Genomic DNA, 18,482 nt, shown 5'->3' on the forward strand with positions numbered 1-18,482 from the left:
TTGCCTGTTATGATATTATTTCTTCACATCTATTTCGATAATCGCTGGCTTAAGTCCTTTCGCTTTCGCTTCAAAAAACATCTTGCCATCGCTTTCTCCTGCTTGTACGATTGAAGTCAGTTGTCCGTAAAAAGCAGGCATTTGCGGTAAGTGGAACAGATCGAGGCTTGTAGGATCGCCATTCGCCGAAGCCCTGTATTTTCCGTTTCCTTTCACTGAGAAAGTAATCAACCTTTGATCATCGGGACACAGATTCCCATCTTTATCAACAACACGTACATTGATGTAAGCCAGATCTTTTCCATCAGCCGAAAGCTGCGTACGATCGGGTATTAATTCTATATGATGAGGTTTTCCCGCCGTGCGGATTGCCTTTTCCATCACCGCTTTTCCCTGTTCGTCATATGCAACAACCTTCACCTCACCCGGTTCGTAAATCGCGTCCATCCACATCAGGCGATAGCGATTGAGTAATGTTGAGTTATTTTTCCTTTGCTTCCCATAACTTTTTCCATTGATAAAAAGCTCTGCCGAAGGATGGTTGGTATACACAAAGACAGGTGTTTTCTGTCCTTCACGCCCTTTCCAGTTCCAGTGAGGAAGAATATGTAATGTATTTTCATTCTTATTCCATACACTTCTATATAAGTAATAGCGGTCTTTGGGAATACTGGCCAGATCGATAATGCCAAACATAGAGCTATGGTTTGGCCATGAATCGGTGTCGTAAGGAGAGGGTTCTCCCAGATAATCGAATCCCGTCCATACAAACTGTCCCATTGTCCAGTCATGATCGTCAGCCAAAGCAAAGTCTTCATCAGGAATATTCGACCAGTAGCAATATTCAAGGTCATAAGAGGACGATTGGTGATCTTCATATTTCGCATCGGCTTTTTTCTCTGCAGGAAATTTATAGACACCGCGCGAGCTGACAGTTGATGCTGTTTCTGTACCCAAAACCAGATTCTGAGGTAATTTCTCATATGCTTCCTGATATCGGTGAGCCCTGTAATTCAATCCCGGTACATCTATCATAGCGGCAAAACCATTATTCAGTACACAGGTAACCTGATCCATACCACAAGTCACAGGACGGGTAGGATCTTCCCGGTGGCAAATATCCTGCAGGAACGAAGCAACTTTATATCCCTCATCGCTACATTGGGTAGGCACTTCATTACCGATACTCCACATCACCACACTGGCATTGTTACGGTAGTTGCGGAGCATATTCACCATATCTTTCTCGGCCCATTCGTTGAAGAAGCGATGGTAACCATTCTTACATTTGGCAATATCCCACTCGTCGAAAGGCTCGACCATCATCATAAAGCCCATCTCGTCGCACAACTCCACAAGTTCGGGAGCAGGCATATTATGTGCCGTGCGAATGGCATCACACCCCATATCTTTAAGCATGGTAAGCTGCCGGCGCAAGGCCGCAACATTAATCGCCGCACCCAAAGGCCCCAGGTCATGATGATTACATACACCCTGGAATTTTCGTCGTTCCCCGTTCAGGAAAAATCCTTTATCGGCTATCAGTTTTATATCCCTGATACCAAAACGGGTGGTAAATTCATCTACAAGCTGGTCCTTAATATATATTTTTGAAGCGGCATTATAGAGATAAGGACTCTCCGGTGACCATAATTGTGGATTATCTACAATGAAGTTTTGCTCGAAAGGCTTTCCATGATTAATCTTCTGTGTGTTATCTTTTGTGGAAACTACCTTATTATTTGCATCGCGTATCTCGGTCACAATTCTTACTTCCTGTCCGTTACTGTTTTCAATCTCCGTTTTCAGATTGACCGAAGCGTATTCTTTAGAAACAAAAGGGGTTGTGATATATGTCCCCCAGACAGGCACATGTATATCTTTAGTAACAATAACATGTACATTCCTGTATAAACCTGCTCCCGGATACCAGCGCGACGATTCAGGTTTGTTCTCGAGGCGAACAGCAAGCGTGTTGCTTTTTCCATCAGCATTAAGTAAATCCGTCACATCACAATGGAAGGAATTGTAACCGAAAGGCCAGGATATAGCTTCCTTACCGTTCACATACACGCGTGCTTCGCTCATTGCTCCATCGAAGAGAAGGTTCACCCGGTTATTTCCTTTCGTGGAGTTATTTATGTCAAACGTATTTCTATACCACCCTGTGCCTATATATGGGAGGCCTCCCGTACGTCCGGTTTTGACGGTAGCAACAGCTTCTCCGTTTTGGGTTACAGCTACTTCCTGTAAATCGTATTTACGGTCGAAGGGGCCATATATCGCCCAATCGTGCGGAACAGTTACCGATTGCCAGCCCGAATCATTAAAATCAGTCAGCATGGCATCCGTGAAATCCCCTTTGCTGAATTTCCAGTTCTTTTCTATCAGAAATTCAGTCCGGACAATCTGGGAATAGGCTATTCCAGTATATAAAAAGGTAATTATTAAAAAGATACTGTGTTTAATATATTTCATACTTAAATTATTTGTGCCAACCGATTGTTAAAAGTTGACAAAGTTGACGCATATTTTAGTTTTTTGGCCCCCTGCTCCTACGGGGGCTCTTAACTAAAATCTGACAAACCTTACATATCTTATTTTCTATATTCTTCATTTCTTTCATTGCCACATCGGCATATTGGCTCATTAGTTCACTGTTTCTCTTATAGATAAAGTTTCAAAATAAAAATGCAGGTTTTAACTATTAATTATTTAAAAGCATCTAGGGCAACCGTAGGTTTTCCCGAATTATCGAAAGCGCCCATTGTATAACCGCTCCAGCTTCCATACGATTGTGGCTCCCAGTAGAAAACACCCAGACCTTTGTTGTTAGGCACGGCTTTAGTATTCTCTATCAGTGCAGTAAGCATCGATTTAGCTGCTTCGGCTTGCTCCCAGTCCATACCGATTTCGCATATCATTACGTCTGACCCGTAACGTTCTACCATATCCAGCATATTGCTGTAGCAATCGTTTACAAGCGTTTCCCAATTGTCAGCAGTAGGGTAAAGCGACATGCCAATCACATCCCATTTGGCATCATTACTTTTCAGCGCATCGAAACGTGGGCGGTACATATCGTTTCTGTGTCCACGGTCGAAGTGGATGATTACTTTGGCTTCGGGGAAAATAGCTTTGGTAGCATCATAACCCGCATTGTTCAGTTCAGCATAATTCTTCACATTAGCAAGCAGACTGCCGTCTTCCCAAAGCATACCATTCATCGTTTCGTTGCCTATTTGCACCCATTCAGGGGTAATGCCTATTTCTTTCAAAGCTGTCAGTACTTCTGTTGTATGGTTAGCCAGTGCCTTTTTCAGGTCTTCAAAGCTAAGGTCTGTCCATCCTGCTGGTTTGGTTTGTTGTCCCGGATCAGCCCAGCTATCGCTGTAATGGAAATCGACCATCACACGCATACCCAGATTCTTTGCTCTCCATGCCTTTATAAGCATATCGCCCGTATTACACCAACCGTCAGTGGGATCGACCCATACACGTAGACGTACAGAGTTAAAACCAAGATCACGCAGTAGTGTCAGACATTCCATTTCTTCGCCGTCCGCATTATAGAATTTCTTATCAGCTTTCTCCATTTCGGTGAGCCAGCTTACATCAGCACCTTTCGCAAAACCTGTCATGTCATATTCATCTACAGGTGGCTCGGGGAACACAGGCTTATCGTCATCATCGCTACATGAAGTAAATCCAAATAAGGCTATTGCTATCGATAATATAATATTTTTCAGTTTCATTGTCATTCTGTTATTGAGTGATACTATATGTTTCATTGATGATATCTACTTTCAACTGGTAAGTACCCGGAGCAAGGGAAGCATCGTCTTTTATATTTTCTCCACGATAATATAATTTCCCGTCAGAACCGCCGAATTTACGATCCCAGTCTCCGTTTACCAGATGGATAACAAAGCCCCATGGCGAAGCACTGTTTATGGTAATCGGCCCTTCATATACACCAGCTGTGGCGGTTGCAGTCAGTGGAGTATTAAAGTCCCACACATCATGCAATCCCAGCACATAGACCTGGTTGCCTATAGAAGTCAGGCTGTATGTAAATTGAACCAGGGATGTTTCAATCAGATATAATCCGGCCGTAGGAGCGGGAATATTATTCTGTCCTTTAAATTCCAGTGAACCGGCATATGCTGTGCCTCCTTCGGCCATTGTATATTTATCATCCCAATTGTCTTTTTCTATATTGATACTGTATCCCCATTTAGAGTTGACATTGAATACGCCTGCGTAACTGAGTTCATCTTCATTATAAAGTTTCATATAGTGGTTGAAGTTCCAGTCACCACCGGTTATACCATCATCTATTCCGGGCAGGTACAGATATTGTATAACAGGTTCCGGTTCTTCCGATCCGCTTACAGCTGTACATGTCCATGCGCCCGGCTTGCTGAGATCGACAACGAGTGTATAGGTTCCTGCTTCGGGTACAGTTACGGTTATACCTCCGGCTTGTGATGCAAGTACAATATTTTGTCCATCCGGAGCGAAAGTGACAGGACTATCTTTTGCAGCGGCGTCATCCGTGCCTGTAGAATAATCATATTGCTTGCCGACTGTATTTAATTTTACTGTTAATGTTGTGGCTTTAGTCGCGTTAAAGACAGCTGTCCATTTTACATTAGGACGGTCGAAAGTCATTTCCGCATTGATATCGCCACTTACAGTTAATGAAGGAAGCAATAAGGCAGACCATTGTTTTGTGTTTGTATTCACTTCTGTATAGTAACATCCGGTAATACCAGGGAACCAGAAGTTCCAGCGTTTGTCACTGTCATTTTCTGACGACATAAGGAAAGCTGTTCCGCTCACTCCGTCATTTCCCCAGAGTGTACCGTCTCCTTCGAGCAGATAGTAGTTATACCATCCCGAAGCTCCCATAAAGCCTCTGTATATACCGTCTGTATCAGGAGAATATAGGGTTACTCCTGTATCCACTTTATCGGCATCGAGAACATGACCGACAGACATATCGATCAGATAAGAAGTGATATTCACAGTCTCTACTTTGCTGTATGGGCCATCCATATTCGCACCTGTTACAGATCTGATGCGGAAATAAACCGGAGTTTCATTGCCGGGCTCTATTCCCAGGGTCTTAGCTATTGTATTAAGTTCTGCTCCTGTGTATGCTTTTGAGAAATCGTTGGCGGATTCTTCATAAATATCCGAGCGGTATTTGAAATCGGCATCCGTCGAAATCTGTATATAATAAGATACTGTGGCCGTTGTGCCCATGGAAGGGTTACTTGTCGATAAAAATGAGTTTTTAGTCCAGGCCAAAGAAAGAACGATAGCTGTAGAAGTCTCTTTGGATAGCTTCACATTGCTTTCGGTAACAACGAAATCGCTACCTTCAATACTGGAAAGATACATGGTATCCCCGTCATTCTCACAGGCGGTCATCAGCATGAGCGATAAGAGTAGCCATGAGAAAATTTTATATATATTGTTTATTGCTTTCATATGTAAACAGTTATACGTCAATTAGTAATTTTCATTATACAGATTCGGATTCGCCGTAAGGTCAGTTGTTGGAATAGGATAAATGTCGTATTTCGCATCCACGGCTTTACCTTCTTTCACTCCGCCTTTCCATTCCCAACGATATGCCGCAGTCGTAAAACTTTCGAAGCGTATAAGGTCAGTACGACGGGTACATTCCCAATATAGTTCCATCGCACGTTCATCAAGGAAGAACCCAGATAACGCCATTTCGCTCTCGCTAACTTTTCCTTTGGTTTCATATGCATCTCCAAAAGCACGCTCACGTAGTTCATTCACATATTTCAGAGCTTCAGTTGTAGAACTGCCGGAGCCTCCCCGTGTTACCGATTCTGCCAGCATCAGATATATATCCGCCAGACGAAAAACAGGATAATCGGTATTTACACCTCCATCGGCAGTGTTGGAAGCCTGCTCTCCGGCATCGGTCAGGTTAGTCCATTTTGTTACGAAATAACCGTTACTCTGATTGTCCACAACTTCTACCTCAAGAGTCTGACCTTCTGTGAAAAACAATGCGCGTTTATCTTCCGCCTTGAAAAGCTTAGGTATATTGCCACGTACACGGAACGATCCCCATCCGCTGGTTACACCATAATCGCCAGGTTTCTGATAGTCGGAGGTATTACTGACAGCGCCGCAGACAATATAAGTAGTAGTTCCCCAGGTAACTGTTTCTTTAGCGTCGACAGGGAATGCAAAGATAATTTCATTGGTGCGTTTGTCGTTATCGGCATTGAATAGTTTCTGATATTCATCTTCAAGCGTATAGCCTTCAGCGATCACTTTTTTACAATTTGTGATGCAATCGGTATAACGTTCTTCTTTTATATATATATCTGCATTCAGGTATAGTTTAGCTAATAAGGCATAAGCGGCGGCTTTCGGCGCGCGTCCGTATTCACACTCACTTCTCGATAGAAGATCGTCATCAATCTGTGCCAGTTCGTTTTCTATAAACTCAAATACCTGTTTTGCTTCGTATCTGGGAGGTATAAATGTCCCTACCGGATCATTTTCTGTAACAAATGGTATATTGCGGAACAAATCCATTGCATGATAATAGGCAAACGAACGTAGGAAACGTGCCTCTGCACGATAATGACGTATATCGGCCTGTTCACTTTCTGTAAATTTAGCTATCTGTTCATCTCCGGCATTGCGAAGGAATTCATTGCACAGGGCAATGTTGTAGAATATGCGGTAATACATATCCGATACCCACGGATCGTTGGCATCCCACGAAAGGTATGTCAGGTCACTTACCTTATCTCCTTCGAGCCATGTAGAAGCCAGTTCGTCAGTCCCGCACTCCTGCAGATTGAAGTAACAACGCATATAGTCCTGACCACTATTGCTGTCCAGGTCGGGTTTATCCCCTCCTTTTTCCTGCCCGGCAGTATAAAAAGCAGCATAGAGTTTGGCCAGTACAGCCTTGTAATTGGCAGCACTTTCGTAAACATCTTTAGATGTATCTTCGGCATGCGGCATCTGGTCAAGATCATCGAGACATGAACTTAGCAAGATAAATCCTACGCAAATGAGTGTATATAGTATTTTTTTCATTGTGGTTCTTATTTAGTGTTTATTAGAAATCAAGTCCTATACCAATGGAGAAGATACGCGGGCGCGGATAAAATGACATATCCATTCCGTCAGGCACTTCAGGATCTACTCCCTTATATTTGGTGATACAGAATACATTCTGTACCATAGCGCTCACATTGATACCCAACCAGTCGTCAATCCGTCCGAAATTGTAACTCAAACTCAGGTTGTCCATTTTCAGGAATGAAGCGTTCTCTACATAATAGTCAGAGAGGTACTGGCGTGATTTGAATCCTGTTTCGAGATAACTGCGATTCAGGTTGTTTAACTGGAAGTCATTGTAGCTTACTGTATTCCATGCGCCTGTATTCATTGCCGTACCATTATATACATAATTGCCAACATTGGCGCGGAAGCTCATACCCAGACTCCATTTTTTGTAACGAAGAGAAGTACTCAATCCGAAAATGAGATCGGGAGCAGGAGAATGGTAACGATACAGGTCGGAAGAATTGATAACGCCATCGTTATTCAGGTCGGCGTAAGCTCCTTCAACAGGTTTTCCTGTCTTTTCGTCATAAAGCTGATGATATACATAGAACATATATGGCGCATAACCTTCCGAAAGTACCTGGAACTGGTAACTATCGATAGTCGGGCCGACCAAGGTATTAGTAGCTGCGCCACCGTCTACTAACGACAGGTTCTTTACTTTCATTTTTTGCCATGTCATATTATAACTTATATCCCATGTGAAGTCCTTCGAATCTACCGGAGTGGCGTTCAATGTGAATTCGATACCATGGCTGTCTACATTACCTACATTGGTAAGTATATTCTTGTCGAAGTTTGATCCGGCAGGTGAAGGTACGGTAGCCAGCAAGTCTTTTGTCTTACGGGTATAGAAATCTACCGAACCGCTAATGCGGTCTTTAAAGAATCCGAAATCCAATCCTGCATTCCATGCTGTTGTAGTTTCCCATTTCAGGTTTTCCACATAAGCTTCGGGACGGTAAGAGTTATACCATTGATTCCCGAATTGTACCTTAGCGCCATCCTGACTCAAAGTATATACAGGCAGGTAGTTATAGTTGCCTATTCCTTCCTGCTGGCCTGTAACGCCATAACTTGCGCGTAGCTTCAGGTTGCTTAACACACGGCTATCCCTTAAGAATGCCTCTTCGTTTATTCTCCATGCCAAAGCCACTGAAGGGAATGTGCCCCAGCGATTGTCTTTGTGGAAACGTGAAGTACCGTCGCCACGGACTGTCGCAGTCAGCATATAACGGGAGTCGAAAGTATAGTTCAGACGGGCATAATATGAAATCAATGCATGGCGTTGGTCGTATGCCGCTATGGACGATTGTATTTCACCTCTGGTATTGTATTCATTGTATGCCGGAGTTGTGCTCTTCCAGAACTGGTAATCGTATCCGGCAGTAGCATCTATCACGCTTTTAATACTTTTGATATCCTTGTTATAGTTTAGATATGTAGTAAGAAGGCGGTTTGTACTCTTTTGCGGGCCATAGGCATAATTCTCACCTCCGGTCGTATAGTTGGAGGCGGCTTCTGCAGGTATGTACACTGTACCTTTGCCTTCTGCATAATCATATCCGAGTGTGAGGTGGAACCTTAAATCGGGCAGGAAATGCAATTTATAGTCTACATCGGCATTACCTATAAAACGCTTGATCTTGCTTGTCGAGGTATTCTGGTAAATTAGCCCTTTCGGATTGCGGACGCCTGCGTTCACGGGTTTGCCATCGCTGTCGATTGCTTCCCAATATCCGCCATAGAGATCATTCCCGGAATATACGGGAAGTGTAGGGTTGAATGTAGATGCTGCCCATATGGCATCATGGTTGGCAAAATCATTATTGTTGATAGAGCCTTTTCCATTGATGCTCACTTTCAGATGATCGTTGAAAAATGACGGGGTAAGCGAAAGATTTCCTGTAAAACGCTCTGAATAATCGCTGGTTAACAGTCCGTTTTGTCCGTAATATCCTACCGATACACGTATAGGCCAATTGGGAGCGATCCGGCCGGCTACACTAAAATTATTATCTGTACCGAAAGCTGTCTGGTATATCTGGTCGTTCCAATTGGTAGAGGCTGTACCAAGTAAAGTTTTTTGTGCTGTTGTTCCCTGGGAATTGATCACATCGATGAATTCCTGGCGGTTGAGCATTTCGGGCATCTTTGTCCGGGTCTGCACCGAAGATGTTGTGCTGAAAGATACTTTGAGCCCACTCCCTGTTCCTTTTTTTGTGGTGATGATTATAACACCGTTAGATGCGCGTGATCCATATATAGCGGTAGATGACGCATCTTTCAGGATTGTCATACTCTCTATATCCGAAGGATTGATAAGGCTGAGAAAATTGTCTTTGTTACCGCTGATACCACCATTTTCCAATGGCACACCGTCTAATACGATGAGCGGATCGTTACTTGCGTTGAGGGATGCACCTCCACGGATGCGGATTGTACTTCCTCCGGTGGGCGACCCGCTGTTAGACATGATCTGCACTCCTGACACCTTACCATTGATCAGCTGTTCGGGCGAACTGATAAGTCCTTCGTTGAAATCCTTACTGCTGATACTGCTTATAGAACCTGTCAGGTCACTTTTGCGCTGTGTTCCGTAACCGATGATCACAACATCGGTGAGTTCCATCGATGTTGGTACCAGTTTCACATTGATGACATTCCCGGTGATAGTGATAAGCTGTGGCTCATAGCCCAGAAACGAGAACTCGAGTTCATTCTTACCAGCCGGTACTTCTATTGTGTATCGTCCATCGTGATCGGTGGTTATACCTATGGTCGTGTCGGGAACTTTAACTACTGCTCCGATTATCGGCTCGTCAGTTTCATCTGTTACTATCCCCGTTACATTTCTGGACTGTGCGTTTGCTAGCAACGGCATAATAAGAAACAGTAAAAGCAACAATGGGAATCGAACAATCTTCTTGTATTTTTCCATGTCTTAAAATTATTTAATTAAGGTAATTATTTTTATATAATATTGTATTATTCCAGCCACATATTTCCAAATTCGACTGATGCTTTTTCATCCATGTTATCCAGTGTAGAAAGTATGATCATCTCTATTTTTCCTGTATCGAACGGAATTTGAATCTCCGGCGTAAAGTAACGGTCAAGAAATACAGGATAGGGCGCAGGAAGCAATACGGTTTTATCCTGCTGAAGATCTTTTAATGATATTCTGTACAAATCTGTTTTGTCATTGAGGTTTAGAACACAAGTGTAGGTAAAGCCGTCGGAAGTTACGAAGCCTGCTTTAAGCCTGTTTATACCTTCTGCGTTTCTGATATTCAAACACAAGACATTGGAATTCTGTAAAGCCGTTTTTCGAGAGATAAGTTCATCTTTAATATATTTTCGCCAGTAGAAACGGGAATCAGTATCTTTAACAGAGAAAGAGTATTTTATCCGGTTAGTTTCTATCAGATCATTTCCTGCTGGTTTCCCGGTTACATAAGAGCTTTCCGGTATACCATAGGTTTCAATATTGCTATACCCATCTGTTATTTTTACCAGTTCTACAGGAGTTTTGGGATTGACGACCTTAGTTTCATAGTATTTGTTTTGGTAAAAATCCCAATCCAGTGGATTCCCAGCTATTGACGCAGGGAATGTAATGTTTTTATCATCTTTGCATATAATGATATTGTATCTCAAATTATCTTCTTTCACCATATCAGCAGGAATTATGGCTTTATAAGTGTAGCCGTGTGTCCTTTCCATTTTCACATAAGGATTGCTCTGAGACCAGAAAGATATCTTATCCGTGTAAATTATTACAGAGTCGGGAAAAGAAGGGCCTACAATCTGTGCTTCGATTTGAAGCGACTGGTTGTTTTCCGTTGTTTTCGCAGGTTGATGAACCACCGAAAATGTGTTAGCATGCGCTTTTGGTGCCACATATTCGCCTAGTGTGATATTGCCCCATTTTGTTGATGCATCCCAGTTTTTCGCTGGCTCAAAATCTTTGTTACAAAGAAGATAGACTCCCGGTTTTATAGGAAAGCCAATACCTTTTGATAACCCGTTATGACTGTTCCCATTATTAGTAGCTTTAATTATAAAATCTTCACCTAAACCGGGAAGGTCTATCTTCATATTCCATTCGTTCCATGCGATGGTTACCACTTCTTTACTTAACGATGGCTTTGCAAACGGATCGTTTATCTGCACGGCATCCGGCATTACTTCGAGCCGCCATAATCCTGTTTCAAGCCTGTCAATAAAATAAGCTCCTGTACCTTCATAAGAAACGACTGGAGAACTTCCGCAACCGGCAACAGATTGTAGCTTGTCAGCGTTTACCGGGACTGTTGATGTATTATTTGAATAGTAGAATTTTTCAGGAGTATTCAGTTCACTTAAATCCTGTGTGTAGCTTACCCGGAAATTGTCGAATATAGTATCGTTCGGATATTGAGGATGTCGTTTATTCATTGGCACGGAGTAGGCTACTTCTGCTGCAATTTTCATGCTGATGGCTTTGTTTGGTGTATAAGCCAGATTCAGGTAGTGCGTCTGATATTCCGTATTCGCCCAGGCCATATCTATCGGGTCATAGGCAAACTGTGTGATCCACTGGAATCCATTCGAGCGGAAAGTGCGAGCCATAGCCGGATACATATACGAATAAGTGATGTCGGCCGGATCGAATTCGTAGACAGCTTTTGCTTTTTTGTCAAAACCTTTCACATTGGAAAACGAGATATCGTAATTATCGACATAAGGCAGGAAATTACCCTTGCGTGTTTGTCCGGCAACTAACCCGATAGGATACCACTGATATGTTGTACCTTGTACCGTAGTGTTGAAATATGCCTGTACATGCCACATATTATGGCTCACATTATAGAATACAGGTTTAGAGTTGCCTGCTTTTTTCAGGGTGGCAAGCATCCGGTTAATATACCTTTCTGTTTGTTGAGGTGTATCGGCGTGGCACGGCTCGTTATTGATTTCGAAGCCAACAATAAAAGGATCGTTAATATATGATAACTGTGTATAAGGATTCGTGTGCTTTACAAATTGTGAGATATAATTTTCTTGTGCGGCAATCGCATTCTCGTCGCTATCTACCTGACATTTATCATACAGATAGGAGAACGCCCCTGTATTCTGATTACGTTCGGGATAACCATTCCCAAAGTTGGTCATAGTGGTTATCAATACCCTTATATTGCGCTCTTTAAGCTTTGCTATAAGGTAATCCAGTAAATCGAGGTGGTCATTCTCTATCAGATTTCCTTTGCCATCCGATATTTCCACATCCCAAACATGGATACGGTAAGCGTTGAATCCCAAACGTGCTATATGATATACATCTTTATCTATGGCTTCTTTATGATCTTTTCCCAGATAATTCATCGCACGGTATGCATGAGCAAACGGCAATGTATAATTAACTCCGTAAAAAGAAGCTTCGTGGCCTGTGTCCGACCAGCGCATTACGCCCGATTTGTCAATATAGATAGTGGGAACATTTTGTGATCTCTGTGCCCACATAGGAAAAGTGAACAACAGACAACATAATGTCGTAATAAAAACTCTCATGGCAGATTCCGGTTTAATTTGGTTTTTCCTATCATTAAGGATAAGACAAATTTAACCGATTAATAGTCCAAATGTATGGCACAAATTGGACAGAGATGGATAGAAAATAGACATCCGAGAAGTTTAACAAATCGGACTTTGCATATTTATTCACCTGATATTCAGTCGAGTTTAAGTATCTTCCATGAATTGCCGTGGAGTCTTGCCAAACTCAGACTGAAAACATTTGGAGAAATAAGAGTGATTGGAGAATCCTACCATATACATGACTTCGGCCACTGTAAATTTATTTTGAGACAGGAGCATGGCTGCTTTCTTCAGACGTATCGACCTTATATATTCTACCGGTGACAGTCCTGTAAGTTGTTTTATTTTACGATAAATCTGCTTTGATCCGATTCCTGAAATCGTACTCAGGGCATTAACATTCAAATCGGGGTCGGCTATCTTACTTTCAATTATCCGGATAATCTCAGAGAGGAACCTTTCGTCCGGAGAAGTGGCTTCTATTGCTTTAGGGGTATCTATCGATTCTATCCTTAATTTTGTTTCTATCTGTTCTTTGCTTCTCAGCAACTGGTCTACACGAGAAAGTAATAACTCAGGATCGAACGGTTTAGAGATGAATGCATCCACACTCAGGTTTATACTTTCCAGCTCGGTACTCTTATCATCTTTGGCGGTCAGCAGGATAATAGGAATGGTCGAGGTCGGTACATTCTTTCGGATTCTCCGGCTCATTTCTAGACCATCCATCACCGGCATCATTATGTCGGCGACTATCAGGTCGGGAGTATTGCTTATTGCCATTTCCAGTCCCATTTTACCATTATGGGCAATTATGCATCTGTATTTGCGGGATAATGTCTGACTGATAAAATCGGCTATCTCAGGATTATCGTCTACAATTAATATAAGTGGACTCCTCTCATCAACAAAGTTCCCGGCTTGCTCATCCCGGATATAGCTTTCTTCTTTTTCTAAAACAGGCAAAGAAATGGTAATGCTTGTTCCTTTGTCTTCTACCGACTCTATATGTATTTTACCGCCATGCTGTTCGGTATAGGTTTTTGCCAGATACAGGCCGATACCTGTTCCTTCCTTGTTCCCCGCGGTTTTGGTTGTCTGGTAATAACGTTCGAAAATGTATGGGATCTCGTGAGCAGGTATGCCGATTCCCTGATCGGAAAGAGTGATATCCAATATCTTATCATCTTCTTTATAATTCAGTATGAAATCTATATGGCCTCCTTCTTCTGTGTATTTACACGAATTGGACAGCAGGTTATTCAACACCGATTCTATTTTCAGAACGTCTATACTAACGAATATCTTCTCCTGGTTAGCATGAAAAGAAAAGTTCAGATTCTTGTCTCTATACCCTTCCTGATAGATAGAATAAAGACTTTTGGCAAATTCGACAAACTCTACTTTCGATAGCATCAGGCTGGCATTGGAAATACTGTCGGTACGGTTAAATTCCAATACCTGTCGGATAAGGGAGTTCAACTTCAGTGCATTGTGCTGCACATTCTCTAACAATCGTTTCTTCGAAGGGTCTTTGGTTTCCAACAGCAACTTACTGACAGGTGCTATAATAAGACTTAGCGGTGTCTTAAATTCGTGGGAGACATTAGTGAAGAAATCTATTTTGAGGTTTGTCAGTTCAACAGTCTTCTCTTTCTCTATCCGTTCTATCCTCAGATTGTGACGTACCCTGAAGAAATTGATGATCCACACTATCAGACCCAATAGTAGAATCGCATATATACATTTTGCCCAGATAGTATAATACCACGGCGGATTTATCCGTATGGAGAAAGTACGTGAAATATCCGACGGTTTCCCCGAAGAATCCAGACGGCTTATTATCAGCTTGTACTTCCCGTACTCCAGGTTTGTATAATTTACGCGGTTTGCGTTGTGTCTAAGTATATTCCAGTCTGCATCAACTCCTTCCAGCCTGTAAACAAATTTGCCGGCTTCCTCTTCGGAGTATATGAGGTCGGAGAATTCGAATGTCAGATTATTCTGGTCGTAGTTTAATTCTATTTCATCCAGATAACGGATACTGTTATCTGATTTCGATTCAAATAGATCATCGTTGACATAAAGGGCAGTAAGTATAAGTTGTGTATTCTCTAAATTCTCCTGTTGTATATCTGGCGATAGAACGGCAAATTCATCGACTCCACCCATATATATTTTATCTATATCCTTATCATAGAAAAAGCATGTAAAAGATTTATTGGTAACATTCAATCGCCTAACATCATTTGTCTTTTTGTCTAATGTCCAGAGACCGTCTGTCGTCGAAATCCAGATGTTATCATTAACCTCTATCAATGACAGTATCTCGCTGTTGCTAAAATTGTCGAACTTTATAAAATCGGTCTTGCCATCATTCGTGTTTATCCGTGCCAGCCTGCCACGATAACCTGCCCACAGGAAGCCTTCATTATCACATATGATATAATTAGGATTCTCATTGTTTGTTCCTTGTTCTATCGGGAACTTTTCGATAATGCTGGTACTTACATTTATTTTATTGATTCCATTATTGTATAAGAGTACCCATACATTACCTGAACGATCAGGTATGATCTGGTTGACAAAGTCTCCCGAAAGTCCGTTACGGGTGGAATAATTCATTTCGGCAATATAATTTCCCGATGAATTAAGCAGTCGGTCTCTGTTTACTACAAATATGCCGCCAAGACAGGTCGCTATCCATAATTGGCCTTTATCATCCTCGAACATGTAATATGCCCAGTTTGAGTTCAGGGTGTTTGTGCTGTCAACCACTGTGTAATGTATGAATTGCTTCTTCTGATAATCATATCTGTTAATACTTCCATCCGTGGCTACCCACAAGTTGTTTTTCTTATCTTCATAGATGTGCCTGATCCGGTTGTGCGATATCGGATATTTCGGATCTCCCATTCTGTACCACACCGAATTATCGGTACGTTCGGTCAAAGACGGGGAAAATATCAGACCATTTGTTCCACCAAACCAATAGTTGCCTCGCGAATCTTTAAATATAGAGTGGAACCGGTTACCGTCACCAACTCCGGTTATATGTGAAATAGGGATGGATTGAAGTGACTTATTATTACGAGACAAAGAGATGCCATAATCAGTGCCCAGCCAGATATTCTTTTCCTTATCAGCGAATACTCCCCATATAATATTGTTACTAAGCGATCTGCTGTTTCGGGAGTCATGGACAAAATGGCCTGTACTTTTGTCGGTATGGTTGTATGTGTATAAACCGTTATCAGTAGCCAGCACCAGATTATTATCGCCGTCGATAGCCAGTGATTTTATAGAATTGTCGTGGAAACAGCTTATTTCTTTTATTTTGTTTTTACCTGGAATATATTTGTATAATGCGCCTTCTGTACCTATCCATATATTTTGGGTAGCTGTGTCCTCCAATAATGAATTTATAAACCGGTTACTTCTTTTGTTGTCAGCAGGCAGGTCTATTGTTTCAAAGGTACCGGCTTCGGGGATGTACTTGCAAAAACCATTGTATGTTCCTATATACAAAGTATTGTCCCGGGTGGTTATTATAGAGTAAATAGTATTATGAGGAAGTCCTGAATGAATATTCTTGCTGACATTCTCTAATTCTTTCGTATCTAAATTGTATCTGAATAATCCATTGAGTGACCCTATCCAAAGGATATTGTCACGTTTGGCTATCGCTCTTACATCTGAGGGGAAATCCGTATCGGTCTCTTCATACCGGTCTGTTGTATAGTTATATATCAGTAGACCGTTATCAGTAGCCAGCAATAGATTACACTCTCCATATACCAACATGGAATGTATAAGCGTATTACTCTTTTCACCGAATGTAAAATGTTGTTGGGCAGAATATCCGTCATAACTGAAAAGTCCCTTGTTTGTCCCAATCCAGACAAGCCCCTGAGCATCCTGCGCAAAACAATTGACAGTAGAAGCTTCGGCACTGGGGATAATGTTGGTAAACGTTTGGTAGTTTAGTTTTTGTCCCCATGAACCGGAACTGAACAAAAGAAGAGCGATTATATATATTAGATTCCTGTACATTCAGTTGGTTATATCATATTAATACAAATATAATTCTTTTTCACGACTTCTTCAGAGATATGGTCTTTTGTTCTTAGATAGATAAAGATCTTCGTAGATTATTGATAGTTTACTTTAAATTATTCGTTAAAAAATACTAGCTTTACAATCATAACCATTAAACAAGCAAATCATGAAAGACTTGGAAAAGTACATCAAAGCCAACAAAGACAGGTTTTTGGAAGAACTGTTCGAGCTGATCAGAATTCCATCCATCTCATCCCATCCCGACCGTAAACCGGATATGTACCGCGCAGCCGAAAAATGGAAAGAGCTGTTACTGAAAGCCGGTGCTGACAATGCGGAAATATTCGAGACTGACGGCAATCCTGTAACATACGGCGAAAAGATCATCGATGCCGAAGCGCCGACAGTACTTGTATATGGACACATGGATGTGATGCCTGTTGACCCGTTGGAATTGTGGAATACCGATCCTTTCGAACCTGTGATTAAAGACGGAAAGATATGGGCACGCGGAGCCGACGACGATAAAGGCCAGGCTTTTATGCATGCCAAAGCATTCGAGTATCTGGTTCAGACAAATAATCTGCCATGCAATGTCAAATTCCTGATCGAAGGTGAGGAAGAAGTAGGGTCGCCTAGTCTGCCGGCATTCTGCAAGAAGCATAAGAAAATGCTGGCTGCTGATGTTATTCTGGTTTCAGACACATCAATGATAGCACCTGATATTCCTTCCATTACAACGGGGCTCAGAGGACTGGCCTACTGGCAGGTGGAAGTGACAGGGCCTAATGCCGATCTTCACTCCGGCCTCTTTGGCGGAGCGGTGGCCAATCCGATCAATGTGCTGGCTAAAATGATCGCTCAGACAATGGACGAGGATGGTCGCATCCTGATTCCGGGATTCTACGACGATGTACAGGAAGTCTCTAAAAAAGAGAGAAGCATGCTCGGTAAAGCGCCATTCTCGCTCGATGCTTATAAAAAGGCGCTCGATGTAAAAGAAGTATTCGGCGAAAAGGGTTACACAACCAACGAGCGTACAGGTATCAGGCCAACGTTCGATGTTTGCGGAATCTGGGGCGGATACACAGGCGAAGGCGCTAAAACAGTATTGCCGTCAAAAGCCTATGCAAAAATAAGCACAAGACTGGTTCCAAATCAGAGCCATGAGAAGATAGCCAAGCTCTTTATAAAGTATTTCACATCCATAGCACCGAAAACAGTTAAGGTGAAAGTCGAGTACCTGCATGGAGGCCCGTCATATGTTTGCCCTATCGATCTTCCGGCATATAAGGCCGCCGAAAAAGCTTATACCGATGTATATGGAAAAACCCCTGTCCCTGTAAGGTCGGGAGGTAGTATCCCTATTATCTCCACTTTCGAATCGGTTCTGGGAATTAAATCGGTATTGATGGGATTCGGCCTGCAGTCGGATGCCATTCACTCCCCGAACGAAAATTACCCGTTAGAACAATTCTTCAACGGAATCCGCACCATACCTTTATTTTATAAATACTTTGCGGAAGGAGCAAAGAAGAAATAAAAGGAAACAGAGAAATATATCGGGAGGTGTCCCAAAAGTGATTTTGCACTGTCAAAGTGTTACTCTCTCTGTCATCCTGAGAGTAACGAAGGATCCCGTTTATATAGGGAGGAGATGCTTCCTGTCGTCAGCATGACAAACACAATACGGTCAGTTAACAATG

Annotated in this window: 8 protein-coding genes; 1 reads left to right on the forward strand and 7 read right to left on the reverse strand. The window is 42.2% G+C overall.

From position 1 onward, the window contains the following. Positions 1-15: 15 nt before the first annotated feature. The 7 genes from galB to GGR21_RS19190 form a co-directional block, all read right to left on the reverse strand. Positions 16-2,478: a beta-galactosidase GalB gene (gene galB / locus GGR21_RS19160; protein ID WP_183308883.1), complete on the reverse strand. Its 2,463-nt coding sequence runs from the start codon at positions 2,476-2,478 to the stop codon at positions 16-18. Between the two features lie 233 nt (positions 2,479-2,711). Beyond that, positions 2,712-3,791 carry a glycoside hydrolase family 53 protein gene (locus GGR21_RS19165; protein WP_246348125.1) on the reverse strand — a complete coding sequence of 360 codons (1,080 nt, stop codon included), beginning with the start codon at positions 3,789-3,791 and terminating at the stop codon, positions 2,712-2,714. Beyond that, positions 3,766-5,499 (reverse strand): DUF5114 domain-containing protein, encoded by a 1,734-nt coding sequence (locus GGR21_RS19170; RefSeq protein ID WP_183308884.1) that lies wholly within the window; start codon positions 5,497-5,499, stop codon positions 3,766-3,768. Before GGR21_RS19170 ends, GGR21_RS19165 begins: the two co-directional genes overlap by 26 nt. Positions 5,500-5,520: 21 nt before the next feature. After that, a complete protein-coding gene (locus tag GGR21_RS19175; protein ID WP_183308885.1) occupies positions 5,521-7,104 on the reverse strand; it encodes a RagB/SusD family nutrient uptake outer membrane protein in 1,584 nt (527 codons plus the stop codon). Positions 7,105-7,126: 22 nt separating this feature from the next. Further along, positions 7,127-10,078 carry a SusC/RagA family TonB-linked outer membrane protein gene (locus tag GGR21_RS19180; protein ID WP_394353497.1) on the reverse strand — a complete coding sequence of 984 codons (2,952 nt, stop codon included), beginning with the start codon at positions 10,076-10,078 and terminating at the stop codon, positions 7,127-7,129. Between the two features lie 47 nt (positions 10,079-10,125). Further along, positions 10,126-12,690 (reverse strand): hypothetical protein, encoded by a 2,565-nt coding sequence (locus GGR21_RS19185; protein WP_183308886.1) that lies wholly within the window; start codon positions 12,688-12,690, stop codon positions 10,126-10,128. 171 nt (positions 12,691-12,861) lie between these two features. Further along, the gene (locus tag GGR21_RS19190; RefSeq protein WP_183308887.1) at positions 12,862-16,770 is read right to left on the reverse strand and encodes a hybrid sensor histidine kinase/response regulator transcription factor; all 3,909 of its coding nucleotides are present in this window, start codon (positions 16,768-16,770) and stop codon (positions 12,862-12,864) included. Between the two features lie 172 nt (positions 16,771-16,942). Between GGR21_RS19190 and GGR21_RS19195 the strand changes: the two genes are divergently transcribed. Next, on the forward strand, positions 16,943-18,319 hold the full coding sequence (locus GGR21_RS19195) for a dipeptidase (RefSeq protein ID WP_183308888.1): 1,377 nt from the start codon (positions 16,943-16,945) through the stop codon (positions 18,317-18,319). Positions 18,320-18,482: the final 163 nt, after the last annotated feature.

The sequence above is a fragment of the Dysgonomonas hofstadii genome (assembly GCF_014196915.1).
GTDB classification, from domain to species: domain Bacteria; phylum Bacteroidota; class Bacteroidia; order Bacteroidales; family Dysgonomonadaceae; genus Dysgonomonas; species Dysgonomonas hofstadii.

Bases quoted from the DNA above. Each gene is read 5' to 3' on its own strand.
- galB (WP_183308883.1), bottom strand. From the start codon at position 2,478: ATGAAATATATTAAACACAGTATCTTTTTAATAATTACCTTTTTATAT.
- GGR21_RS19165 (WP_246348125.1), bottom strand. From the start codon at position 3,791: ATGAAACATATAGTATCACTCAATAACAGAATGACAATGAAACTGAAA.
- GGR21_RS19170 (WP_183308884.1), bottom strand. From the start codon at position 5,499: ATGAAAGCAATAAACAATATATATAAAATTTTCTCATGGCTACTCTTA.
- GGR21_RS19175 (WP_183308885.1), bottom strand. From the start codon at position 7,104: ATGAAAAAAATACTATATACACTCATTTGCGTAGGATTTATCTTGCTA.
- GGR21_RS19180 (WP_394353497.1), bottom strand. From the start codon at position 10,078: ATGGAAAAATACAAGAAGATTGTTCGATTCCCATTGTTGCTTTTACTG.
- GGR21_RS19185 (WP_183308886.1), bottom strand. From the start codon at position 12,690: ATGAGAGTTTTTATTACGACATTATGTTGTCTGTTGTTCACTTTTCCT.
- GGR21_RS19190 (WP_183308887.1), bottom strand. From the start codon at position 16,770: ATGTACAGGAATCTAATATATATAATCGCTCTTCTTTTGTTCAGTTCC.
- GGR21_RS19195 (WP_183308888.1), top strand. From the start codon at position 16,943: ATGAAAGACTTGGAAAAGTACATCAAAGCCAACAAAGACAGGTTTTTG.